23 protein-coding genes are annotated in these 21562 nt (G+C 59.5%); 18 read left to right on the top strand and 5 right to left on the bottom strand.

From position 1 onward, the window contains the following. The first annotated feature begins 104 nt into the window (after positions 1–104). The 8 genes from AA309_RS07970 to AA309_RS08005 all read left to right on the top strand — a co-directional run bounded on the left by AA309_RS07970 (position 105) and on the right by AA309_RS08005 (position 7220). Entirely contained in the window at positions 105–1097 is a 993-nt protein-coding gene (locus AA309_RS07970; protein ID WP_047188476.1) for a sialic acid TRAP transporter substrate-binding protein SiaP, read from the top strand. 124 nt (positions 1098–1221) lie between these two features. Beyond that, a complete protein-coding gene (locus AA309_RS07975; protein ID WP_047188477.1) occupies positions 1222–1740 on the top strand; it encodes a TRAP transporter small permease in 519 nt (172 codons plus the stop codon). Next, positions 1737–3038, top strand: a complete 1302-nt coding sequence (locus AA309_RS07980) for a TRAP transporter large permease (protein ID WP_047188478.1) — start codon at positions 1737–1739, stop codon at positions 3036–3038. The genes AA309_RS07975 and AA309_RS07980 overlap by 4 nt, the downstream gene beginning before the upstream one ends. Before the next feature lie 27 nt (positions 3039–3065). After that, positions 3066–3515, top strand: coding sequence for a type II 3-dehydroquinate dehydratase (locus tag AA309_RS07985; protein WP_047188479.1), 450 nt, complete (start codon positions 3066–3068; stop codon positions 3513–3515). Beyond that, complete coding sequence (locus tag AA309_RS07990) at positions 3515–4420, top strand: shikimate dehydrogenase (RefSeq protein ID WP_425286858.1); 906 nt, start codon at positions 3515–3517, stop codon at positions 4418–4420. The genes AA309_RS07985 and AA309_RS07990 overlap by 1 nt, the downstream gene beginning before the upstream one ends. A gap of 688 nt (positions 4421–5108) precedes the next feature. Beyond that, positions 5109–5315 carry a hypothetical protein gene (locus tag AA309_RS07995; RefSeq protein ID WP_047188480.1) on the top strand — a complete coding sequence of 69 codons (207 nt, stop codon included), beginning with the start codon at positions 5109–5111 and terminating at the stop codon, positions 5313–5315. Between the two features lie 135 nt (positions 5316–5450). Further along, positions 5451–6317 carry a hypothetical protein gene (locus tag AA309_RS08000; RefSeq protein WP_047188481.1) on the top strand — a complete coding sequence of 289 codons (867 nt, stop codon included), beginning with the start codon at positions 5451–5453 and terminating at the stop codon, positions 6315–6317. Positions 6318–6428: 111 nt separating this feature from the next. Beyond that, complete coding sequence (locus tag AA309_RS08005; protein ID WP_047188538.1) at positions 6429–7220, top strand: lytic murein transglycosylase; 792 nt, start codon at positions 6429–6431, stop codon at positions 7218–7220. Between the two features lie 54 nt (positions 7221–7274). On the opposite strand, the gene AA309_RS08010 is transcribed toward AA309_RS08005, so the two are convergent. The 4 genes from AA309_RS08010 to AA309_RS08025 form a co-directional block, all read right to left on the bottom strand. Beyond that, positions 7275–7652 carry a RidA family protein gene (locus AA309_RS08010; protein ID WP_047188482.1) on the bottom strand — a complete coding sequence of 126 codons (378 nt, stop codon included), beginning with the start codon at positions 7650–7652 and terminating at the stop codon, positions 7275–7277. Positions 7653–7680: 28 nt separating this feature from the next. Continuing rightward, positions 7681–8508: a carbohydrate ABC transporter permease gene (locus AA309_RS08015; RefSeq protein ID WP_047188483.1), complete on the bottom strand. Its 828-nt coding sequence runs from the start codon at positions 8506–8508 to the stop codon at positions 7681–7683. Next, positions 8505–9383 carry a carbohydrate ABC transporter permease gene (locus AA309_RS08020; RefSeq protein WP_047188484.1) on the bottom strand — a complete coding sequence of 293 codons (879 nt, stop codon included), beginning with the start codon at positions 9381–9383 and terminating at the stop codon, positions 8505–8507. Before AA309_RS08020 ends, AA309_RS08015 begins: the two co-directional genes overlap by 4 nt. A 68-nt stretch (positions 9384–9451) precedes the next feature. Further along, positions 9452–10708 carry an ABC transporter substrate-binding protein gene (locus AA309_RS08025; RefSeq protein WP_244470292.1) on the bottom strand — a complete coding sequence of 419 codons (1257 nt, stop codon included), beginning with the start codon at positions 10706–10708 and terminating at the stop codon, positions 9452–9454. A 245-nt stretch (positions 10709–10953) separates the two neighbouring features. On the opposite strand from AA309_RS08025, the gene AA309_RS08030 reads away from it, so the two are divergent. The 10 genes from AA309_RS08030 to AA309_RS08075 all read left to right on the top strand — a co-directional run bounded on the left by AA309_RS08030 (position 10954) and on the right by AA309_RS08075 (position 20251). Continuing rightward, the gene (locus AA309_RS08030; protein ID WP_084730984.1) at positions 10954–11646 is read left to right on the top strand and encodes an SDR family oxidoreductase; all 693 of its coding nucleotides are present in this window, start codon (positions 10954–10956) and stop codon (positions 11644–11646) included. 12 nt (positions 11647–11658) lie between these two features. Then, a complete protein-coding gene (locus tag AA309_RS08035; RefSeq protein ID WP_047188486.1) occupies positions 11659–12738 on the top strand; it encodes an ABC transporter ATP-binding protein in 1080 nt (359 codons plus the stop codon). Then, entirely contained in the window at positions 12735–13616 is an 882-nt protein-coding gene (locus tag AA309_RS08040) for a MurR/RpiR family transcriptional regulator (protein WP_047188487.1), read from the top strand. The genes AA309_RS08035 and AA309_RS08040 overlap by 4 nt, the downstream gene beginning before the upstream one ends. 18 nt (positions 13617–13634) lie before the next feature. After that, on the top strand, positions 13635–14696 hold the full coding sequence (locus AA309_RS08045) for a D-TA family PLP-dependent enzyme (protein ID WP_047188488.1): 1062 nt from the start codon (positions 13635–13637) through the stop codon (positions 14694–14696). A 47-nt stretch (positions 14697–14743) separates the two neighbouring features. Continuing rightward, a complete protein-coding gene (locus AA309_RS08050; RefSeq protein ID WP_047188540.1) occupies positions 14744–15238 on the top strand; it encodes a hypothetical protein in 495 nt (164 codons plus the stop codon). A gap of 40 nt (positions 15239–15278) precedes the next feature. Beyond that, positions 15279–16880 (top strand): N-acyl-D-amino-acid deacylase family protein, encoded by a 1602-nt coding sequence (locus AA309_RS08055; RefSeq protein WP_047188489.1) that lies wholly within the window; start codon positions 15279–15281, stop codon positions 16878–16880. A 32-nt stretch (positions 16881–16912) separates the two neighbouring features. Then, a complete protein-coding gene (locus tag AA309_RS08060) occupies positions 16913–17386 on the top strand; it encodes a MaoC family dehydratase (protein WP_047188490.1) in 474 nt (157 codons plus the stop codon). Positions 17387–17653: 267 nt separating this feature from the next. Further along, positions 17654–18577, top strand: coding sequence for a S1C family serine protease (locus tag AA309_RS08065; RefSeq protein WP_047188491.1), 924 nt, complete (start codon positions 17654–17656; stop codon positions 18575–18577). Between the two features lie 256 nt (positions 18578–18833). Then, positions 18834–19145, top strand: a complete 312-nt coding sequence (locus tag AA309_RS37590) for a response regulator transcription factor (protein ID WP_084730986.1) — start codon at positions 18834–18836, stop codon at positions 19143–19145. An 83-nt stretch (positions 19146–19228) separates the two neighbouring features. Continuing rightward, positions 19229–20251: a S1C family serine protease gene (locus AA309_RS08075; RefSeq protein WP_047188492.1), complete on the top strand. Its 1023-nt coding sequence runs from the start codon at positions 19229–19231 to the stop codon at positions 20249–20251. A gap of 90 nt (positions 20252–20341) precedes the next feature. On the opposite strand, the gene AA309_RS08080 is transcribed toward AA309_RS08075, so the two are convergent. Beyond that, on the bottom strand, positions 20342–21562 hold the full coding sequence (locus tag AA309_RS08080) for an adenylate/guanylate cyclase domain-containing protein (RefSeq protein WP_047188542.1): 1221 nt from the start codon (positions 21560–21562) through the stop codon (positions 20342–20344).

The following is a 21562-nucleotide window of genomic DNA, read 5'->3' on the forward strand; positions in this document are numbered from 1 at the left end:
AATATCAGATGATTTTGAAAACGCCTATTGATTTTGTAACTATCCGAGCAGATAGTTCCGCCTAAGACGCAACAAATGCGCGCTGACATTCAGGAGAGGAACACATGCCACTCAGCATCAACCGTCGTGTACTGATGGCCGCAGGCGCGGCCTTTCTGGCGTGGAACATGGGCGGGCCGGCCGCCGCGCAGGCGCCGTCCACCTTACGCTTCTCGGCTGTCTTCTCGGATCAGGACATCCGTGCCGAGATGATGAAGCGCTTTGCCGAGGACATTAAGACTCAGGGTTTCACTCTCCAGCCCTATTACGGTGGCACCCTGTTCAAGCAGGGCACCGAGCTCGTGGCGATGCAGCGCGGCAACCTGGAAATGGGCAACATCGCGCCGCAGGATATTTCCAACCAGATCCCCGCTTGGTCGATCGTGACATCCGCCTATCTCTTCCGCGATGCAGATCACCTGAAGAAGGTGTTTGCGGGCGATGTTGGCCAGCAACTCAAGAAAATGGCTTCGGATAAGCTCGGCATTCACATCCTGGGTCCGACCTATTTCGGCGCCCGGCATGTCGGTCTGAAGCCGAACAAGAAGATCAACACGCCGGAGGATCTGGCTGGCATCAAGCTGCGCATGCCCGGCGGCGATGCATGGCAGTTCCTCGGTCAATCGCTTGGCGCGAACCCCACGCCTATGGCCTATGCCGAGGTCTATACCGGTCTGCAGACCGGCGCCATCGACGGACAGGACAACCCGCTGCCGAACGTGCAGAACATGAAGTTCTACGAGGTGATGTCGCAGATCGCCCTGACATCACATCTCGTCGGTTTCGATCTCCTGGCTGTCTCCAACAAGGTCTGGAACGCGATGTCGCCGGAAAAGCAGGCAGCCTTCCAGGCCGCGGCCGACAAGGCGATCGAGTGGAGCACGCAGGAACACCTGAAGAAGGAGTCTGAACTTGCTGCCTTCTTCAAGGAAAAGGGCCTCACCGTCTACACGCCGGACCTGAAGGCCTTCCGCGATTATGCGCAGAAAAAATATCTCGCCTCGGACCTCGCCAAGAGCTGGGAGCCGGGCATGCTGGATAAGATCAACGCCATGTGAGGCTCAAGCTGAGGAGCTGCCGTGACACCATTGCTCGGCAGCTCCTTGACCAGTATCGCGTCTCAGCGGAAAGCCGGTTAATTCGCACTGACTGGCGCCTTCTTTTCACAAGGAAACTCTTTTCATGTCTGCGTGGGTACGACACGTTGGTCCCTGGCTGGCACGACGCGCCGAGAACGTCGCAGCCCTCATGCTGGCCTTGATGTTCCTGGCCTTTCTCCTGCAGATCGTCTTTAGATATGCCTTGAACCTCCCGATCGGCTGGACGCACGAAATAAGTGTGATCCTCTGGATCTGGCTCGTTCTGTGGGGTGCCTCGTTCGTTATCACCGAACGGGAGGAGATCCGCTTCGACATCATCTACGGAGCCGTCGGCCCTGGTCCGCGAAGGATCATGTGCATCATCACGGCCATTGCACTGATCGCACTCTATACGATCTCGCTGCCGGCCATCGTCGATTACGTCACCTTCATGAAGGTGGAACGGACCGGCTATCTCAAGATCCGCTTCGACTGGCTTTTTTCAATCTACGTCGTCTTCGTCATTGCAACCATCATCCGCTACATCTGGCTGGCTTGGCAGGCCATGCGTGGCGTCGCGCCTGACGAGTTCGATCCCACCAAGGCGGGCTCCGGCGTATGAACCTGGCAAGTCCCTTTTCCATCACGCTGATCGTGATCACGGCTCTGGCCTTCCTCGGACTGCCTATCGGCCACGCGATGATCGCCGGATCGATTCTCTATCTTCTGCTCGCGGGTCTCGACATGGGAACCGCTGCAGAGCAGATCCTGAACGGCATGTATTCCAACTACGTGATCCTCTCGGTCCCGTTGTTCATTCTCGCCGCCGAGTTCATGAACATCGGTAGCATGACCGATAGGCTCATGACGTTCTGCAACGCTCTTGTCGGCCGCTTCAGGGGCGGGCTTGCGCATGTCAACATACTGCAGAGCATCATCTTCGCCGGCATGTCGGGTTCCGCGATTGCAGATGCGGCCGGCACCGGGCGCATGATGCAGGTCATGATGACCCGCGACGGCCGGTACACCGCGAGCTATGCAGCCGCCCTCACTGCCGTTTCCTCGGTCATCGGCCCCATCATCCCGCCATCCATCCCGATGGTGCTCTACGCACTGATCTCCGATGCCTCCATCGGCTTCCTCTTCCTGGGCGGTGTCATTCCGGGGCTGTTGATGGCGCTCAGCCAGATGATCATCGTAGCCGTCACGGCCCGGCGCAGGAATTTCCCGATCGAGAAACCCGTTCCCCTCCGCAAGCTCCCGAGAATCACCTGGGAGGCTTTTCCGTCCCTCATGATGCCGGTTGTGCTGCTCGGCGGCATCTACACCGGCATCATGACGCCGACCGAAGCCGCCGCCGTCGCGGCCGCATACGCACTGATCATTTCGGTCGGGCTTTATCGCAGTGTAAGCTGGCGCGACTTCTACAATTCCCTCGCTGTCAGCGCTCGAACCTCGACATCCATCGGCATGCTGATCGCGGGATCACTGGTGTTCAACTACGTCGTCACTGTCGAGAACATTCCCGAAGGGGTGAAAGCCATTCTCTCGGCCTGGGAACTCTCACCTACCGGCTTTCTGATCCTCGTCAATGTCCTGCTGCTGCTCTTGGGCTGCGTACTTGAAGGAACGGCGATCCTCCTCATCGTCGTGCCGGTCTTCATCCCAACGGCTCAGGCGCTTGGTATCGACCTCGTGCATTTCGGCGTGGTGGTCGTCGTCAACATCATGATCGGACTGATCACGCCTCCCTATGGCCTGCTTCTGTTCATCATGGCGAACATTTCAGGAGAGCCGCTGCGTTACATCGTCCGCGACACCCTGCCGTTCCTTTTTGCCATGATCGTGGCCCTCGCCATCCTCACCTTCATGCCGGAAACCGTGCTCTGGCTGCCCAGAATGTTCGGGTATCAGGGATGAGCGGCCTCAAATTGAGAGAAGCTATTGATGAGCAGACCAATCTACATTCTCAACGGGCCGAACCTGAACCGCCTCGGTTCCCGCGAGCCTGAGATCTACGGTCGGACGACTTTGGCCGAAGTCGAGGCCATGTGCCGGGCAGCTGCATCCGAACAGGTAATCGTGTTCCGGCAATCGAACCGCGAATACGAGATTATCGATTGGGTCCATGAAGCCATCGACGGGGGCAGCGGGATTATCATTAATCCGGCAGCCTTTACCTTCACCTCCATGGCCATCATGGATGCCCTGAAGATGTTTCCTGGCCCTATCATCGAGCTGCACATCTCGAACATCCATCGACGCGAGCCGATCTACCATAAGTCCTATGTCTCCCCGATTGCGACTGCCGTCATCGCGGGTCTTGGCACGGAGGGCTACCCATTAGCTGTCAAAGCAATGCTCAATATGATTTCCAAAGCGACGGCGAGCGCCTGATGTCGATGACGAGGGAGCGACCGTCATCGGCCGACAGAAAACGCGAAGCGGAACGCCTATGGACATGGCCCTCCGTTCTCGTCGGATTAGTGGGTGCTGGTATCCAGGCCTCACGTACCCCACGCCTCCACGAGCGCGAGGGCGCCGAACAGGGCTTGCGCTATGTCTACAAGCTCGTCGATCTCGAAGAATTAGGCCTTGATGTAAGCGCATTGCCGGAAATTTTGACGTCAGCACAGCGTTTCGGTTTTGCGGGTCTCAATATCACTTATCCCTGCAAGCAAGCCGTAATCCCGCTTCTCGATGAGCTGTCACCCGATGCAGCCGCGCTCGGAGCAGTCAATACCATCGTTCTGAAAGATGGCAGGCGTATCGGTCACAACACGGATTGGTGGGGATTCGCGGAGAGCTTCAAGCGCGAACTGCCTGATGTCCGTAAAGATCGCGTGGTTCAATTCGGTGCTGGCGGAGCTGGAGCAGCCGTTGCGCATGCCCTGCTGACGCTCGGAGTCGGCGAGATCACTCTCATCGACTCACATGAGGAGCGCGCCCGCAATCTTGCTGCAGCCTTGAGCGAGCGTTTCGGTGCGGGATGCGCCTCCGCGAAATCCGATATCGTGGAGGCAATGGCCAATGCGGACGGCATGGTGAATACGACCCCGCTCGGAATGGCGAAGTATCCCGGCATGCCGGTGCCTGCGGAATTGCTGCGCTCCGATCTCTGGATCGCCGACATCGTCTACTTCCCCTTGGAGACGGAACTGTTGCGCCAGGCCCGAGCACGCGGCTGCCGCACCATGTCCGGCGGCGGAATGGCCGTATTCCAAGCTGTTGGAGCTTTCCGCCTGTTCACAGACCGGGAACCAGACGCTGTGCGCATGCTTCAGCACTTCAACGAAATGTAATGCTCGGAATTGCGGTCGTATAGGTGGAGCAGCCACATCTTGAGGATTCATTTCCGAATATTGTTTCCCGTCGGTGCTCCGGCTTGAATTTGAAGCCAGATCCAGTTGGAGCGAGGCGCCACCCATGTTCTGTTTCAGCTCTCGTGAGGCAGATTTGGTCTGTGCCGCGGCTGAACGGAGTAGTGGTCAGAAGATGAGCAGAGATTGATTTGGAATGGAACAGGCCCTGCCATTCTCGGCCTGCTGACGCTTGGCTTTGGACGTGAGACATTAGCTTCACACGGGAAACGGACCATGGCACGAGCTGTGACGGTCTATTTCGCGACCAATCGCATGCCACTCACAGACGCGGACGGTAAGCCCGCTCACAGTAGGAATAAAATTTTCGAGCCTGCTCCGTCCGAATCACCAGCTCCGAGGATACCTCCACCGCCATGCCACCAAGCTGGGCCGCGGTATCGTCTGGCAGGAGCGAAACCCTTGCCATGCACAGTTTGAGACAGGCTGCTGTCGGCGGAATGTTGTAATCGAGTTGGACGAACCTTGCTTGATCAACTGGGACAAGGACTTAGCGTTTTTGACGAGAGGCTCGCGTAGAAAGCACCCGCCGCTCCAGATGGTAAGCCTTTTGATCCTTTGACGGCGTGGCCTCCAAAACGCACATTAGCTCCTTCAGGAACGAGGTGTGATGATGCCCGTTGATCGTACGATGCTGAAACAAGCCCTGAACGAACTCGTGAGGCTGAAGGGCGGCGCTGAGAACCCGACCCGCTTCCTCGCCCAGCTCTATAGCTCCGCGTTGCATGAATGGGCGGGACAGCTCGGCGTGGATCAGCACAAGCTCCATAAGCTGGTTCACGTCAAAGAAGCGATTTCAGAACGTCGGCTTCATTAGACGATATTGGCGGGGGAGATAACGCCACTTTCCAATTTAATCGCTATACGTCTTCTAGCTCCTCCCTAGCCATTCCCGTCCCGGAAGCTGACGTGTACACTAGGCCCTCCGATCTCCTTTGGAATGGAGGCGGCTATGGCTGGCTTTCCCGCCAGGGATCTCAGGGTCATCGGTTTTCTGCTGGCTCTCCTGAGCCTCCCGGTCCATGCAGACCCTCTCTTCGTGCGGGTCTACGGCAGGACCTACAAGATCGACCCTCGGTATCCGTCTGACGAGCAGAAGGGCCCGACGCCCCAGGAGGCGATGAAAGCCCTACCCTCCGATCTCGCAAAAGGCCCTGGCTTCAGGCCATCGCACGAACAGGTTCTGGCCGAGGTCGAGGAAAGGCTCTGGATCGCACAAAACCGGCTTGATCACGCACTGGGGAAGGAAACCGCCTCCACTGAGCGGCGAAATGCCGGACCTGACCCGAAGGCGGTCAATCAGGAGCTCACAGAATCCCTCGCGACGGGAGCGATACCGAGCCGTTCGCCCGAATTGCAGAAGATCTTTGACCAGCGCCGAGCCCTGAACCTCCTTGCGCGGGAGCTGAGGCGATCCATGGACCTGCCTGTCAGGACGCCCGAAGCGGGTTTCTCCCGGCCGAAGCTGTCGCCTGAGATTGAGGCTGGCTACCGCGCTCTCAATTTCAATCCCTTGGAGGCTTATTACGGTTTCAGGCGCGTCAAGGCAGCCTTCCGCTCCGGCGATATCGACCTCCTCGCTCAGGTCGCCCACTATCCCCTGACAGTGACAGGAAAGGCCAAGCGGACCATTCGCACCCGCGAGCAGCTTCGTACAGCGAAGGACGCGGCCATGGACCCGCGCATTCGGGATATTGTGGCGAAATCCACCTTCGAGACGGTCTTTGTTCGAGACAAAGGGATGATGATCGGCGAGGGAGAGGTCTGGATCACCCACGATCAAACAGGCTTTGGACTGGGAGCCATTAACCTCCAATGAAGGTTATCCTAACGATCACGCCACATGACGTCGGTGTGGCATGACAGCATTGGCCCGTTGCAAAGGATGCGAAAGGAACTCGAAATGATCACAGGCGACCAGATAAAGATCATGGTCATTACATCCTTGCTGCACGCGGCAACAGTGAGCACGGCCAGTGCTGCGCAGTGCGGCACTACGGCGGCCGGCTTTGAAGCATGGAAGCAGCAGTTTGCCAGTGAAGCGAGAGCAAGGGGCGTCAGCGCTCCGACCATCACAGCTCTCATGGGAACCACTTATGCGACGGCGACCATTGCTGCTGACCGTGGTCAGAAAAGCTTTCGCTTATCGCTCGATCAGTTTCTCGCCAAGCGAGGTGGCTCAGTCATTATCGCGCGCGGGCGCGCGCTCAAGCAATCCCATGCAGGCTTGTTCACATCCATCGAACAACGCTTCGGCATCCCGCCGGGACCGCTCTTGGCCATCTGGGGGATGGAAACAGCCTTTGGGCGACAACGCGGAAACCAGAACACTCTGTCAGCCGTAGCAACACTCGCGTATGACTGCCGTCGGTCGGCCTACTTCACCGAGCAGCTCTACGCCGCTCTAACCTTGATCGATCGCGGCATTCTTTCGGCCGACACGCGCGGCTCTATGCATGGTGAAATCGGCCAGACCCAATTCTTGCCCAAGAGCATCCTGAACTATGGCAATGGCGGCGATCTCGATAACGCGGCCGACGCGCTGACCTCGACGGCAAATTTCCTCAGAGCCCATGGCTGGCGCGCGGGCGAAGGCTATCAGCCCGGGGAAGCCAATTTCAGAGCGATCCAGGCGTGGAACGCAGCTTCAGTCTATCAGCGAGCTATCGCACTGATCGGCCAGCAGATTGATGGAGGAGATGGTACATCTGCCAGACGCTGATGGGCCGGAGCTCGGGATGGTGCTGAGCTCACAGCAAAAGCCCCTGTCCTGCCATCACGGTATCGTCCTCATGGGCTTATAGGCAATCGCCTCGATCTCGATCTTGATATCAACCATGAGGCGTCCCTCAGCCGTGGTCCGAGCGGGTGGGTTGGACGGGAAATAGGTCGCATAAACCTTGTTAAAGGCGGCAAAGTCCCGAGCATCTTCAAGCCACACGGTTGTTTTGACCACATCCGACATTTCGGCGCCGGCCAATGCCAAAGCAGCCTTAACGTTGTCAAGCACCTGACGGGTCTGCACTTCGATGGTGCCGCCGACATTCTCCCCGTTCGGGCCAACTGGCGTCTGCCCTGAAATAAAGATGAAGTCTCCCGCCCGAACTGCCGGCGACAGAGGGACATGGGACGACCCGAATGTCTGCTTCGACATGACTTCTTCCTTCTGTTCTTGAGAGGCCTTATTTCACTGCGCCGAGCGCAAGGCCCCGCACGAGGTAGCGCTGAAGCCACGCGAACGCGATGGCAACCGGAATGGTCGCTGCGAACGTGGCCGCCATCACATGATGCCATTCGACGGTGTAACGGCCGGACACGAGCGAGAAGATCTGGATAGGCAGCGTGTAGCTGTCCTGCGAGCGCAGCAGGGTCAACGCGATGACGAACTCGTTCCAGGCGTTGATGAAGGTGAAGATCGCCGTCACGACCATTGCCGGCACGGCAAGCGGCAGAAACACTTTCACAAGGGTCTTGGCGCGCCCCGCCCCTTCCATCCAGGCTGCTTCCTCCAGATCGAGCGGAATGGTTGCGAAGTAGCTCTGCAGCATCCAGACTGAGAAGGCGATGTTGAAGGCCGCATAGACAACCGTCACCGCATTGATGCTGTCGATCAAGCCGAGCGACACCATGAGACGGAACAAACCGACTACAAGGACGATGGGCGACAGCATCTGCGTGACCAGCAGGAACTGGCGGTAAAACTCACGCCCCTTAAAGTCGAAGCGCGTCAGGGCATAGGCAGCAGGAATCGAGACGATCAGCGAACCCAGAGTCGCCAGCACGGAGACATAGAGCGAGTTCTTCAGGGCATTTCCGAAATTGGTGGCAACCCACATGGTCTGGAAGTTTTCCCAGGCGATCCGGGAGGGCCACCAGGTCGGCGTCAGCACCTCGGTACTGGGCTTGAGAGCCGAAATCAGCATAACGGCAAAGGGAAAGATCGTGACGACTACAACGGGCGAGAGCGCGAGCCAACATATGATGGAGCGGCGGAGCTTGGAAGAATTCATGCCTTCACCTCCCGGGAGGTCGTGAGCCGCACATAGATCAAGGTGAAGACCAGGAGAATGCCGAACATCACCAGCGAGACGGCGGAGGCTTCTCCGAGCTTTCCAAGCCTGAACCCGACCTTGTAGAGGTAGGTGACAAGGATGTCGGTGGAGTTCGCCGGCCCACCCTGTGTCATGGCCCAGATAATCGGGAAGGAGTTGAAGACGTAGATCGTGTTCAGCACGAGCGCGATGTTCAGAAAGGGGGTAATGAGCGGAAGCGTGATATGCCGGAACTGCTCCCACCGCCCTGCCCCTTCCAGGGCCGCTGCCTCATAAAGATCGTCAGGAATGGACGAGAGACCGCCCAGGATGATCGTGACCGTAAAGGGGATGGTCACGAGGATGCCGATGAGAATCTGCATCGGGAAGGCAGTGCTCGCCTCGGCAAGCCATTGGATATTCTGATCGATGATCCCGAATTCGAGCAGGGCCGAATTCAGCATGCCGCTTTCACCCGACAGCGCCCAGCGCCAGACGATGGCGGTCATGGTCAGTGAAACCGCCCATGGCAGCATGACGATCACACGCGCGAGATCGCGGCCATAAAAGTCCTCGTTCAAGACGAGAGCAACGGGAACGGAACAGATGACGGCGCCGCCGACCACCGCGACGGTCCAAATCCCCGTGCGCCAGAGCGAGGCGATGAAATTCGGATCGTCGAGCAGCGCCCTGAAATTCGCCATGCCGACAAAGTCGCGCAACTGGCCGAAGCGGTTCACGCTGTGGCTCGCGATCTGCGCCAGCTCGTTGACAGGCCAGATGACGATGAGAGCTGCCAGCACGAAACTGGGGAGAATGAGGACGTAGGGCGCAACCACACGCTTCGAGGTCATAAGCGTTCCGCTGACTGAGCAAACAGCGTGACGGGACCAGGCCCAAAGGCCCGGCCCCTTTGTCGAGACTACTTTTTCAGAACCGCATTGGCCTTGGATGCGGCCTCCTTCAGCGTCGGCTCGATCTGGCCCTGGCCGAGATAGATCCGCTGCAACGCCGATGTGGTGGTATCGGCAATCTCCTCCCAGCCCGCGATCACAGGCGCGAAGCGGGCGGTCGGCAGAAGGCTCGTGAACACCTTGAGATCAGCATTCTCCACAAAGTACTTGTCCTGCGCTTCCGCCTTGGTCACCGGCAGGAATCCCTCGTTGATCGTGAACTTCACACGTTGCTGCGGCTGGAACAGGAAGTCGAGGAATTTGAAAGCCTCGGCCTTGTTCTTGGAGTTCTGGAACATGATGACGGAGTCGGTCACGCCGTAAGTGCCCTGATCGCCGCCCGGTCCTTTCGGGATCGGTGCCACGCCGTATTTGAGGTTCGGCGCCTCGTCACGGATCTGGTTGGCCAAGAAGGGCGCCGTCATCATCATGCCGATCTTGCCCTGCTTGAACAGGTTCTGCACGTCCTCGCGGGCATAGGAAGTCACGCCCGGCTGGGTGGCACCCTGATCAATGAGGCGCTTGTAAAGAGACGCAGCATCGATCGCGGCCTTCGAGTCGAGGCCCGACTTGCCGTCCTTCACGATGTCGCCCCCGAAGGACCACATCCCGTAGTAGAAGTAGACGTCAGTCTCGACTTCCTTGCCCTGAAGACCGAAGCCATAGACACCGTTGCCCAGCGCGGAGATCTTCTTGGCGTAATCCTCCAACTCCGCCCAAGTCTTGGGAGGATCGGAGAGGCCAGCCTTCGCGAACAGATCCTTGTTGTAGTACATCGCACGCGCGGAGGCCGCGATGGGCAGTCCATATGTTTTGCCGTTCATCACCGAGGGAGTCAGGAATGTCTCGATGAAGCGTCCCTTGATCTCGGGGGTCATGTAGCTGTCGAGCGGCTCCGCAATTCCCTGCTGGACAAAGTCCACAAGCCAGCGCGTGCCGATGATCGACAGGTCGGCATTGGCGTTGGCCGAAATGTCGGTGGTCAGCTTCTGGAGCAGGTTATCCCACGGCACCACCTCGAATTGGATCTTGATCCCCGGATTGGCCGCTTCGAAGTCCTTGGCCACCTGCTCGAAATAAGGGCCGGTCTTGGCCGAATATTCCGCGACGGTGACACGGACAGTGCCCGCATTGGCGCTCGCGGATAGGGCGATGGCGCCGATGCCTGCGAGCATGAGTCCCTTGAGACTGAAGAAGGTGTTCTTGTTGAGTGTTTTCACGTGCATGTTCCCTCTGCTAGGGCCGCACACCTTAGAAAAGCAGCCCGGCAACAAGCATTGTTGTGAAAGAAAATTACTTAGGCAAGGGAATTTTTGCGTAAATTCCTGGCTTTTATGTTGCTAAATTTCATAAATCGCTCCAGCCTTAGGGACACCAAAGGTTAGAAGCAGTTCGGAGCAAGTCATTGGCAAACAGCTTGGAAGGCCAGCTGGCCGTGATCACGGGTGCGGGCGGCGGCATTGGTGTCACGATGGTCCGGCGCTTTCAGGAGGCTGGAGCAAGGGTCGTCGCCTGCGACGTCTCGGCGGAGGCTCTCGGATCGTTGGACGTGACCCACAAGGAATTTTTCGACCTGGGCAATGCCGACGCGTGCAAGAAGGCCTGCGAACGCATACTGTCGCAGTTCGGCTTGCCCGACATTCTTGTCAGCAACGCGGGCTATACGCGCGCGGAAACCCTCGAGCAGGTCGACGAGCGTGTTTGGAACTTTGAGCTCGACGTGAACCTCAATGGGGCTCGCAATTTCACGGCTCCCTTCCTTGAACCCATGAAGGCGAGAGGCTCGGGCGTGTTCGTCTTCATCTCATCCGTGAACGCCCTCGCCCATTTCGGCAATCCTGCCTATGCGGCGGCCAAAGCCGGTCTTGTGGCCTATGCCCGAGCCATCGCGACGGAGTGCGGAGCCCATGGCATCCGGTCGAACGCGATCTGTCCGGGTTCCGTGCGCACGCATGCCTGGGACCACCGGATCGCAAAGGATCCTCATATTCTTGAGAAGGTCTCGCGCCTCTATCCCCTCGGCCACATGGTCTCTCCCGTCGACGTGGCGAATGCAGCGGTCTTCCTCGCCTCTCCTCTCTCGGCTGGGATCACGGGCGTCGTTCTTCCCGTGGATGGCGGTCTGACGGCGGGCAACCTGCCCTTTATCGATGCGATCCGGTGAGAGGAGCTCCCGATGGCCGAACTCCACCTCGACAATGTCAAGAAGCGCTATGGGGCTCTCGAAATTCTCCATGGGATCAATCTTGCCGTCGAAGACGGCGAGTTCGTAGTCCTCGTCGGTCCGTCGGGGTGCGGAAAGTCCACCCTGCTGCGCATGATCGCCGGATTGGAAACGGTTTCCGACGGCGAGATCCGCATCGGCGGCCTGCGCGCGAATGAGGTGCCGCCGCAGAAGCGCAACATCTCGATGGTGTTCCAGTCCTACGCGCTCTTCCCTCACATGACGGTGAAGGACAACATCACCTTCGGCCCCCGCATCCGCCGCGAGAATGCGCAGGAAACGAAGGAAAAGCTGAATCGCGCGGCTTCCATGCTGAATCTCGGTGCCTACCTCGACCGGCACCCCGGCCAGCTCTCCGGCGGCCAGCGCCAGCGCGTGGCCATGGGGCGCTCCATAGTCCGCAACCCCGATCTCTTCCTGTTCGATGAGCCTCTCTCCAACCTGGATGCGCAACTCAGGATGCAGATGCGGACGGAGATCAAGGCGCTGCACCACAAGTTCAAAAGCACGATCATTTACGTGACGCACGATCAGATCGAGGCCATGACCATGGCCGACCGCATCGTCGTCATGAACGGCGGGCGCATCGAACAGGTCGGCACTCCTATCGAGCTCTACGATCATCCGGCCAATCTCTTCGTGGCAGGCTTCCTCGGCTCGCCGGCCATGAGCTTCATCGATGGAACTGTGTTGATGTCCAACCAGGGCGCGTCCGTTCGTCTCTCGGACGGGGCCTTGGTGCCGGTTGCGGGCACATCCGCCCCCGATGGCGCCAGCGTGACCCTTGGCATCCGGCCGGAACACTACCGGCTCGATCCCGCAGGTCCGATCCGGCTTGTGGTGAATGTCATCGAGCCCACGGGCTCGGAAAGTCACGTCTATGGGCATGTCGGCCCTTCGGAAGTGCGTGCGGTCTTTCGGGAGAGAATTTCCGTCAGCCCTGGCGAAACGCTCAACCTGTCCGTTGAACCGGAGAAGGTCCACCTGTTCGATGCCAACACCGGCGTGCGCCTTCCGGGAGCCTCCGTGTGAAGGCGACTCAGGACATCATCACCCGCGTTCGCCGATGGGCCGAGGACGGCTCCAAAGCGGAGCGCAGGCTCGCGTCCATGATTCTGAGCGATCTCGCCTATGTGTCCAAAGCGACGATTGCCGACATTGCAAGTCGCGCAGGGGTGAGCGAGCCCACGGTGACACGCTTTGCAAGAGCACTTGGCTGCGAGGGCATTCGCGACTTCAAATATCATCTCGCTCAGGCTTTGGCCGTCGGTGGCAATTATCTCAATCCTGCCCCCCTGCAACGTGAGGAGCGCGAGGAACGTGTTCTTGCGGCCGTATGCGGTGGCGCCATGACGGCGATCGAGCGCCTGCGCTCCAGCGTCGGCATGGAGACAATCGGCCTGATCGCCGATCATATCTCCACGGCACGCTCGGTATTGTCCTATGGCTCCGGAGGCAACTCCTCCATCATGGCGATGGAGCTCCATAATCGGCTCTTCCGTCTCGGTCTATCCGTCCTCTCTCACAGCGACGGTCAGATGCAGAGAATGACGGCTTCGGTGGCGACACCGGAGACAGTGGTGATCGCCTTCTCGATCTCCGGCTACTCGCCTTCGGTCGTCGACTCCGTGCGCATCTCCCGTCATTATGGGGCCAAAACCGTTGCCGTGACCGCACCGGGATCGGCCTTGGCCCGGGAGGCGGAAATTCTCCTGCCGTTCTCGGTGCCGGAAGACAGCAATCTCTACAAACCCAACTCCGCTCGCTATGCGATGATGGCCATCGTTGATCTGATCGCGATGACCACGGCCGAAGCCATCGGCCCCTCCGTTCTCGAAGGGCTTCGCCGCATCAAGCACAGCCTCTCAGCGGTGAACGTCAACGACCCCCGATTGCCCCTTGGCGACTAGAAGAAGTCGGACTTTGCAATGACCAAGATTCATGAGCTGGATACTCCCGTCGTGCTGATCGACCTAGACCGCGTCGAAGCCAATCTCAGGCGCGCGCAGGAGTATGCCGACACCCATGGGGTGAAGCTTCGACCCCACATCAAGACCCACAAGCTGCCGCAATTCGCCAAGCGGCAGATGGAACTCGGCGCCATCGGCATCACTTGCCAGAAAATCGGCGAGGCTGAAGTGATGGCGGATGCCGGGATCACGGACATCCTCCTTCCCTACAACATCCTCGGCGAGCCCAAGCTGAAGCGCCTTCTGGCGCTCGCCAGGCGCACATCCATCAAGGTCACAGCCGACAGCACCACCACCATCGACGGCTATTCCAGGACCTTCGCAGGCTCCGGCATCATCCTGCCTGTTCTCGTGGAATGCGACACGGGCGGTGGGCGCGTCGGCGTCCAGACACCCGAGGAGGCGCTCGCCCTCGCCAAGCGCATTGCCGGTTCGGAAGGGCTGCGTTTTGCCGGTCTGATGACATACCCCGCAAAGGGCATGGCCGCGCAGGCGAATGCCTGGCTGGAACGCACGACGGCCTTGCTGAAGGAAGCGGGCCTCTCGCCCGAGATCGTCTCCACTGGGGGAACGCCGGACATCTGGCAAAGCGGCGAAAACCGCGCAGCCACAGAATACCGCCCCGGCACGTATATCTACCTCGACCGATTTCAGGTTCAGGAAGGCGTCGGCAGCTTTGATGATTGCGCGCTCACGGTGCTCGCAACAGTCGTCTCGCGCCCCACCGACACCCGCGCGATTCTCGATACCGGCTCGAAATCACTCACCAGCGACACTTTGGGCCTTCAGGGCTTCGGTCGCATCGTCGAATATCCAGATGCTGCCATCGTATCTCTGAGCGAAGAGCACGGGATTGTTGATCTCACGCATTCCGCCGCAAAGCCTGAAGTTGGCGAGGTGGTTCGCATCATTCCGAACCATGTCTGCCCCGTATCGAACCTCTTCGACGAAGTAACGTTCGTGCGCGGCGACGACGTGATCGATACGGTTCCAGTCGCGGCTCGCGGCAAGGTTACCTGAATCGGCCCCACTCCCTCTTCCGCCCCAATCCCAGAGGTTCCGTTGTGATATCCCACACGCAAAATCCCTTTTCCGACACCGACCCGGATCGCCGCGAGATCTGGACCATGCTGGTCGAACGCGACATAGACGCCTTTCTCGCAGCCGATTGGTCGATGGTGGATTCCGATTTCCGCAGGGAAGGTTTTTTGGGCCTGCATGCGCACAAGTCGGAGCTGCCCGACAGCTGGCGTCTCGATTTTCCAGACCTGGAAACCTATCGTGACGAGTGGCTGCGCCAGGCGAAAGCCTCACAGGCGGTCGAATATGCCGAGCCCGTCCGCGACGCTCTGTTTCGCGCGACCAACATGCGCGACATCGATTTGAGAGGCGATACGGCCGTCTGCCACAAGAAATTCGACGGAACCATCGCCCTGAAAGATGGCGGTGTCGATGTGCTCAACTGGCAAACCTTATATTTCTGCGCCCGCCTCAATGGGCGCTGGAAGATAACGGGCTTCGTTGGATATATGCCGTTTCCGATGGGGAAGCCCCGCGGCTGAACCGTGATCGACACTTCCTGCCAATGCGGCCGAGAATACGATGACGAAAAACTGGCTTATTCGAAATGCCCGGATCATTGACGGCACGGGAGCTCCCTGGTTCCGCGGCGAAGTGCATGTTGTCGACGGACGGATTGCCGGCGTCGGCGCGAACCTGAAGGTGGGAGCGAATGCGACAATCGTCGATGCGCAGGACCGCTATCTCGCACCCGGCTTCATCGATGCCCATTGCCATGACGACCTGATCTGCCTTCGCGACCCGGATCGGCCTGAAAAGGCGCTTCAGGGCGTGACCACGGTGGTCGTCGGCAATTGCAGCTTCTCACTCTATCCGGCACGTGGACAATCCCGCGAGGATCTACGCAAACACTTCTCGGGCTTGCTCGGCCAGACGGCACCGGATGAGATTTTCGACAACTTCGCGGATTACCGCGAGCGCCTCCATCGAGGAGTAGCCATCAATGTCGTCTCCCTCGTGGGCCATGCGGCGCTGCGTCTCGCGGTGATGGGATATGAGCGTCGCGCCGCGACACTGAACGAGATCGCCGCGATGGAGGCTCTTCTCGACCGACAGCTCTCGCAAGGCGCCATCGGATTGTCCCTTGGACTGGTTTATCCCCCGAGCGCCTTTGCCGCTCTCGACGAGATGGTGGCGCTGGCGAAGGTGGTGAAAGCTCACGGACGGCTGATGACTGCGCATGTGCGCAGCTATGAGGATCAACTCGTCCAAGCTATCGAGGAATTCGTCGAGATCCTCCGGCAGTCCGGCGCGGCGGGCCTGCTCTCGCATCTTCAATCTGCGGGGCGCCCGAACTGGGGCCAGATCCCGCGTGCCTTGGAGACCCTGGAAGCCGCGCGACAGGAAGGCATCGATATCAGCTTCGACATGTATCCCTATCCGGCGGGCAGCACCTACCTTCTGCAGCTGCTCCCGCCTGCCGCCCTCGAAGGAGGGCTCGACCAACTGAAGCAGAGGCTCCGCGATCCCGAAATCGGCCCGGTCCTGCGCCGCTGGGTAGAAAAGGGCGGCCCGGCCTTCCACGGTCAGAGCAAGCTGTCCCTGATCGGTTGGGAGAACGTGCGCATTTCCGGCGTCAACAATCCGGCACTCAAGGCTCTGGAAGGCCTGAACATGCGGCAGGCCGCCGAGCACGAGAAAACCGAACCTTACGATCTGCTCATCCGCTTGGTTGAGGAAGACGAAGGCCAGACCGGCGTCATTCTCTTCCAGCTTGATGAAAACGATCTGCATGCAGCGTGCTGTCACCGTCTGTATATGGTGGGATCGGACGGCCTGCCACGCCCCGGCACGAAGCCTCATCCGCGCGCTTTTGGAACGTTTCCGCGTATCATCGGCCCCTTGCGCCGGGATAAGGGCTGGTTCTCCATCGAGGATGCCGTTCGGCGCATGACATCGATTGCGGCGCAGCGCTTCTCTCTCCAAGATCGCGGTTTGGTGCGACCTGGCATGATGGCCGATCTGGTGCTGTTCGAAGAAGGCGTGACAGACCGGGCCACCTTCGACACATCGACCCTTCTGCCTTCCGGCATTACCCATGTCTGGGTCAATGGAGAGGCCATTGTGCGCGATGGCGCGCCGACGGGAGCCCGACCGGGCCGGATGCTTCCAGCCTCAATGTGAAAGAAGCGACAAACCGAACGCAAGGTGCTCGGATGAATAGCGAAAAACGAGATCATCTGTTTCTTGACGATCTGCATGTCGGCCAAACCTTCACGAGCCCGTCGCACCGCCTTGATACCGAGCAGATCAAACGGTTCGCGCAAGAGTTCGACCCGCAATCCTTCCACCTCGACGAGAATGCCGCCGCCCAGTCGCTGTTCGCTGGTCTTGCTGCCAGCGGTTGGCACACGGCCGCTCTCACGATGCGGCTGCTTGTGAACGGCGGCGCTCCGATCGCCGGGGGTATCATTGGCGCAGCGGTTGAGATCGCTTGGCCGAAGCCTACTCGTCCTGGCGACGAGCTTCATGTCGTCAGTGAGGTCGAGGAGATCATACCATCGCGCTCAAAGCCGGATCGGGGTATCGTGGTTTTGCGAAGCGAGACCCGCAATCAGCGCAGCGAAGTCGTTCAGGTGCTGACGTCGAAGCTCGTGGTCCCACGCCGCCAGTCCAGCGGCAAGAAATGATGGCAATTATGCCAAGCTCGCTCGCGCAATGGTCCTCTCTCTGCGAAAATGCGGACGCTCTCCTTCCGTTCTGTGCGAAAACCAAGCCCTGGTAATAGGTTGAGGCAGGTAGAGCCCATCTTGGGAATACGATCACCGCTCTCCGGTAGACCCGGCTGAAACAGCTTCCCAGATCGACTGGCTAAGGCAATACCTAGCCACCTGGTCAGTACCCGGAAAGGGCGTTTACCGGCAGGATGGGCCATGACGTGCAAAGGAGGGTATGTCATGTCCAGTCCATTATCCGACCTCTCCCTCGATGCAATCTCGAACCGGGCTGCCGATCTTCTTGACCGTGTCGCACCGAGGCTCGTGGCGATTCATGGTGCCAGACGCAGCTCGTCGACCGGTATTATCTGGCGCCCCGGACTTGTCGTCACCGCAGAAGAGACGCTGGAGGTGGACGAGGACATTGTGGTTACTCGCCCGGATGGGAGTCGAGCGCCCGCAACCCTCGTCGGCCGCGATCCAAGCACGGACATCGCCCTCCTGCGCACCGAGGAACAGCCCATTGCCGACCTCCCCTTCAGAGAGACATCTGGGCTCCGGGTCGGACATCTCGTTCTTGCAGCCGGCCGTCAGTCTGAAGGCTTGAGTGCTGCCCTCGGCATTGTGGCTCTTGCAGGTGGTCCATGGAGGAGCCTGCGCGGCGGCCATATCGATCGCAGGCTCCATCTGGACCTCAGGCTCGATGCCCGATCCGAGGGCGGGGCCGCTCTCGACGTCAGTGGCGATATCATTGGAATGACGGTGCTCGGGCCCCGAGGGCGGGTTCTGGTCATCCCATCAGAGACGATCGGACGCGTGGCCCAGCAATTGCTGGACCACGGAAGGATCGCCCGTGGCTATCTGGGACTAGGCCTCCAGCCTGTATCGATCGATCAAACCGTTGCTGATGCGGCGGGGCTCACCGAGCCGAGAGGCCTGATCGTCATCAGCGTGGATTCCAGCGGCCCCGGCCAGAGAGCCGGGATCAAGCAAGGCGACGTTCTGATCCGATGGAATGCCGATCCCTTGTATTCGGTCCGTCGCGTTTACGCGCTCCTTGGGCCTGAGAGCGTAGGCCAATCAGTTGTGCTTGGCGTGTTGCGATCCGGGAAGCAGATATCACTTACTGTCGAGATTGCGGAACGCCCCAACCCTCAAGAGTGACGCATTGCAACGCGTGGCGCTTGATATCGAAGACCCTGACCTGCTCGACCGCGTCGGTACGATGTTGGCTAGCGAGCCGAACAGGGTCGCGCTCGACGCAAGGGACCCTGATGTGGTGATCGCCGACCACCTGCCTGTTCGCGAAGAGATACCAACGATTGTTCTCGAAGCCCCCGGGAATGCGCTTGCGGTCCTGAACGCTGGAGCAAGCGGAGTGCTGCCCCGCAACGTGACCCTCTCGGATCTGCTGCTCGCCATGAATGCCGTGGCCCGCGGTTTCTCAATCCTCCCGCGAGAAGTCCGCAGTCCGGAACTGCCGGACGGCACACTGAATCGCCTTTCAGACAATCCCAATGATGTGCCGCGCGGTTATGCGCTCACCGTGCGCGAGTTTGAAGTCCTGCGGTTGCTGGCCGAGGGAGCCTCAAACAAAGTGATTGCCCGAAGGCTCGGGATCTCGTTCCACACCGCCAAGTTCCATGTTGCCTCGATCGCCGCGAAGCTTGACGCCACAGGGCGAACGGATGCCGTCGCACAGGCCGTGCGCCTTGGACTCATTCTTTTGTGAGCATTGGCGGAAGCTCCGCTTTCTTGGATCAGGACTTGGCCGTCACCATATAAATCAGAACGATATAATCATCGGAGCTCTCCATGCTCGATCGCACACCGATCAATCTTCTCAATAAGGATAATCCGCCCTCAGGGCCGCAGCCATCCTCTCCGCCTCACGATGAAGCTCTGCTCGATGCCTATTCGCAGGCGGTCACCACCGTCGTCGACAGTGTCGGTCCCGCCGTGGTCCGGGTCGAGCCACAGATTTCGGGCCGCACAGCAGGCATGGGCTCCGGCGTATTCATCTCTCCGGATGGTCTCCTGCTCACCAACAGCCATGTCATGCAGGGATCCCGAGAGGCCGAGTTGGTCGGCCACGATGGGCGCCCGTTTCAAGCGCGGATGATCGGCGACGATCCCGATACAGATCTTGCCCTGCTACGGGCAAATGGCGATAGGCTGCCATTTGCAACCCTTGGCGATTCCAAGCGTTTGAGGCGGGGCCAGATCGCTATCGCAATCGGCAACCCGCTCGGGTTCGAGTCCACGGTCACAGCCGGGGTGGTTTCGGCCCTCGGTCGAAGCCTGCGCGCGAAATCAGGGCGGCTTATCGACGATGTGATCCAGACCGACGCGGCCCTGAACCCGGGCAATTCCGGTGGGCCACTCGTCGCAACCTCCGGGGAAGTCATCGGCATCAACACGGCTGTGATCATGGGCGCTCAAGGCATCTGCTTTGCCGTGGCCAGCAACACGGCAAGCTTTGTCGTCACGGAACTGATCCGTCACGGACGTGTCCGGCGGGCCTCGATCGGTGTGGCGGGTCAGACGGTGCCGCTTCCGCGGCGTGTCGCTTACGCAGCAGGATCGCCCTTCAACTCTGCGGTCGTCATTGCGGCTGTCGAGGCTGACAGCCCCGCGACAGAGGCGCATCTCGAACCGGGCGACGTGATCCTCTCTCTCAATGGCGCACCCGTCGGAGGGATCGACGATCTCATACGGCTTCTGAACGGCGACTGCATCGGACAGATCATGGAAGTTGTGGTTCTCCGGCGCGGCGAAATGCGCTCCGTGCCGGTCACTCCGGTAGAACGCAAAATCGCGGTTGCCCGACCGAAATAACGGACGAGAGACATAGGTAAACCTGGATCGCATCCCGGCATCATTCACGACAGGACTTGAGCCGCCGCAGGATCTCCTCAAGTCCTGTCGTTATCTATCGATCGATTCAGGATCAAGGGTAAACAGTTCCTGCGGACGCTCGACGCCTCTCAAGGCGTACCGTCCAACCGACACGAGACCCGCCCGATCACTCTCCGATGCTGCCGAGAAGAAGGCCGAGGACGCCAGAACGTCTCTCTCGACTGAATGGCAAAGGGCGGCAATCCGGCTGACCTCATTCACCGCAGGACCGACGACTGTGAAATCCAGACGATCCTGACTGCCGATATTTCCATAGAAGACCTCGCCGATGTGGAGGGCGAGATAAGCATCGGCAACCGGTAGATTCCTGCATGTGCGCTCTTTGTTGAGCGTGCTGATACGGGCACGCATACTCTTTTCAGCTTCGAGAGCGCATCGACACGCCTGTACAGGATCCTCTGCTGTAAAGATTGCGAGGATTCCATCCCCGATCAGCTTCAGCACGTCGCCGCCGGCATCGTGAATCGATGAGACGATTGCCTCTGCATAGTCGTTCAGGAAAGGAATGATCTGCTCGGGCTCGGCGGTCTCCGTCACATGCGTGAAGCCACGCAGGTCACTGAACCATAGAATGGCCCGGATCCTGTCCGTAACGCCGCGCGCAATCCGGCCGCTCAGGACCCGGCGGCCTGCATCCCGGCCGAGATAGGTTGTCACGAGAGTTTCGGTGATGCGCGCGAGCGACGCACATTTCACGGCAAGAGCCAGCGGCAGCGCCAGATCGCGCAGAAGCGATACATGATCGTCCGAAAAACCGGAGGCCACATCCGTCGTCCATGACGAGTAAACGCAATCCATTTCGCCAATGGAGCCCTCGGCCGCGAAACGGTGCGCGAGAGCCAGATAATCCGTCTGCCCTTCCCCACGCAGTTCGTCCAGAACGACGAAGTCGACTGGATGCTCTGGGCCTATCCTGCGCCGGAGCATGTCGTCCCCAGTGTGAAAAAGGTGATAATAGGTGCTGCGGCGCCAGTTCTCGGCAGCCTCGCCTTCATGGGTGCGGCCGTACTCGACAACCGGTTCGATGTCCGCTTGGTTCTTGCGCCAACGGAAGGCGCGCCCTTCATAGACGGGATGCAGCGTGTCGATGATCATGTTCACCCGACTGACCGGAAGGCCTGCCTCGACCAAGCGGTTGCAGAAGCCATGAAGGATCTCCTGCTCCATCATGCCGTTCAGCCCTGCCTCCATGACCCATCTCGTCAGGCCCGCCATTCGTGCTGCATCCAC

Origin of the sequence: Microvirga vignae, assembly GCF_001017175.1 — a bacterium.
In the GTDB taxonomy this organism is placed as follows: Bacteria; Pseudomonadota; Alphaproteobacteria; order Rhizobiales; family Beijerinckiaceae; genus Microvirga; species Microvirga vignae.

What these genes read in the sequence shown, in the direction of transcription:
- AA309_RS37590 (WP_084730986.1), top strand. Translation starts at nt 18,834, where the DNA reads ATGAATGCCGTGGCCCGCGGTTTCTCAATCCTCCCGCGAGAAGTCCGC.
- AA309_RS08045 (WP_047188488.1), top strand. Translation starts at nt 13,635, where the DNA reads ATGACCAAGATTCATGAGCTGGATACTCCCGTCGTGCTGATCGACCTA.
- AA309_RS08005 (WP_047188538.1), top strand. Translation starts at nt 6,429, where the DNA reads ATGGTCATTACATCCTTGCTGCACGCGGCAACAGTGAGCACGGCCAGT.
- AA309_RS07980 (WP_047188478.1), top strand. Translation starts at nt 1,737, where the DNA reads ATGAACCTGGCAAGTCCCTTTTCCATCACGCTGATCGTGATCACGGCT.
- AA309_RS08000 (WP_047188481.1), top strand. Translation starts at nt 5,451, where the DNA reads ATGGCTGGCTTTCCCGCCAGGGATCTCAGGGTCATCGGTTTTCTGCTG.
- AA309_RS07970 (WP_047188476.1), top strand. Translation starts at nt 105, where the DNA reads ATGCCACTCAGCATCAACCGTCGTGTACTGATGGCCGCAGGCGCGGCC.
- AA309_RS08060 (WP_047188490.1), top strand. Translation starts at nt 16,913, where the DNA reads ATGAATAGCGAAAAACGAGATCATCTGTTTCTTGACGATCTGCATGTC.
- AA309_RS07985 (WP_047188479.1), top strand. Translation starts at nt 3,066, where the DNA reads ATGAGCAGACCAATCTACATTCTCAACGGGCCGAACCTGAACCGCCTC.
- AA309_RS08075 (WP_047188492.1), top strand. Translation starts at nt 19,229, where the DNA reads ATGCTCGATCGCACACCGATCAATCTTCTCAATAAGGATAATCCGCCC.
- AA309_RS08065 (WP_047188491.1), top strand. Translation starts at nt 17,654, where the DNA reads ATGTCCAGTCCATTATCCGACCTCTCCCTCGATGCAATCTCGAACCGG.
- AA309_RS08010 (WP_047188482.1), bottom strand. Translation starts at nt 7,652, where the DNA reads ATGTCGAAGCAGACATTCGGGTCGTCCCATGTCCCTCTGTCGCCGGCA.
- AA309_RS08055 (WP_047188489.1), top strand. Translation starts at nt 15,279, where the DNA reads ATGACGAAAAACTGGCTTATTCGAAATGCCCGGATCATTGACGGCACG.
- AA309_RS07990 (WP_425286858.1), top strand. Translation starts at nt 3,515, where the DNA reads ATGTCGATGACGAGGGAGCGACCGTCATCGGCCGACAGAAAACGCGAA.
- AA309_RS08020 (WP_047188484.1), bottom strand. Translation starts at nt 9,383, where the DNA reads ATGACCTCGAAGCGTGTGGTTGCGCCCTACGTCCTCATTCTCCCCAGT.
- AA309_RS08035 (WP_047188486.1), top strand. Translation starts at nt 11,659, where the DNA reads ATGGCCGAACTCCACCTCGACAATGTCAAGAAGCGCTATGGGGCTCTC.
- AA309_RS07995 (WP_047188480.1), top strand. Translation starts at nt 5,109, where the DNA reads ATGATGCCCGTTGATCGTACGATGCTGAAACAAGCCCTGAACGAACTC.
- AA309_RS08015 (WP_047188483.1), bottom strand. Translation starts at nt 8,508, where the DNA reads ATGAATTCTTCCAAGCTCCGCCGCTCCATCATATGTTGGCTCGCGCTC.
- AA309_RS08025 (WP_244470292.1), bottom strand. Translation starts at nt 10,708, where the DNA reads ATGCACGTGAAAACACTCAACAAGAACACCTTCTTCAGTCTCAAGGGA.
- AA309_RS08030 (WP_084730984.1), top strand. Translation starts at nt 10,954, where the DNA reads ATGGTCCGGCGCTTTCAGGAGGCTGGAGCAAGGGTCGTCGCCTGCGAC.
- AA309_RS07975 (WP_047188477.1), top strand. Translation starts at nt 1,222, where the DNA reads ATGTCTGCGTGGGTACGACACGTTGGTCCCTGGCTGGCACGACGCGCC.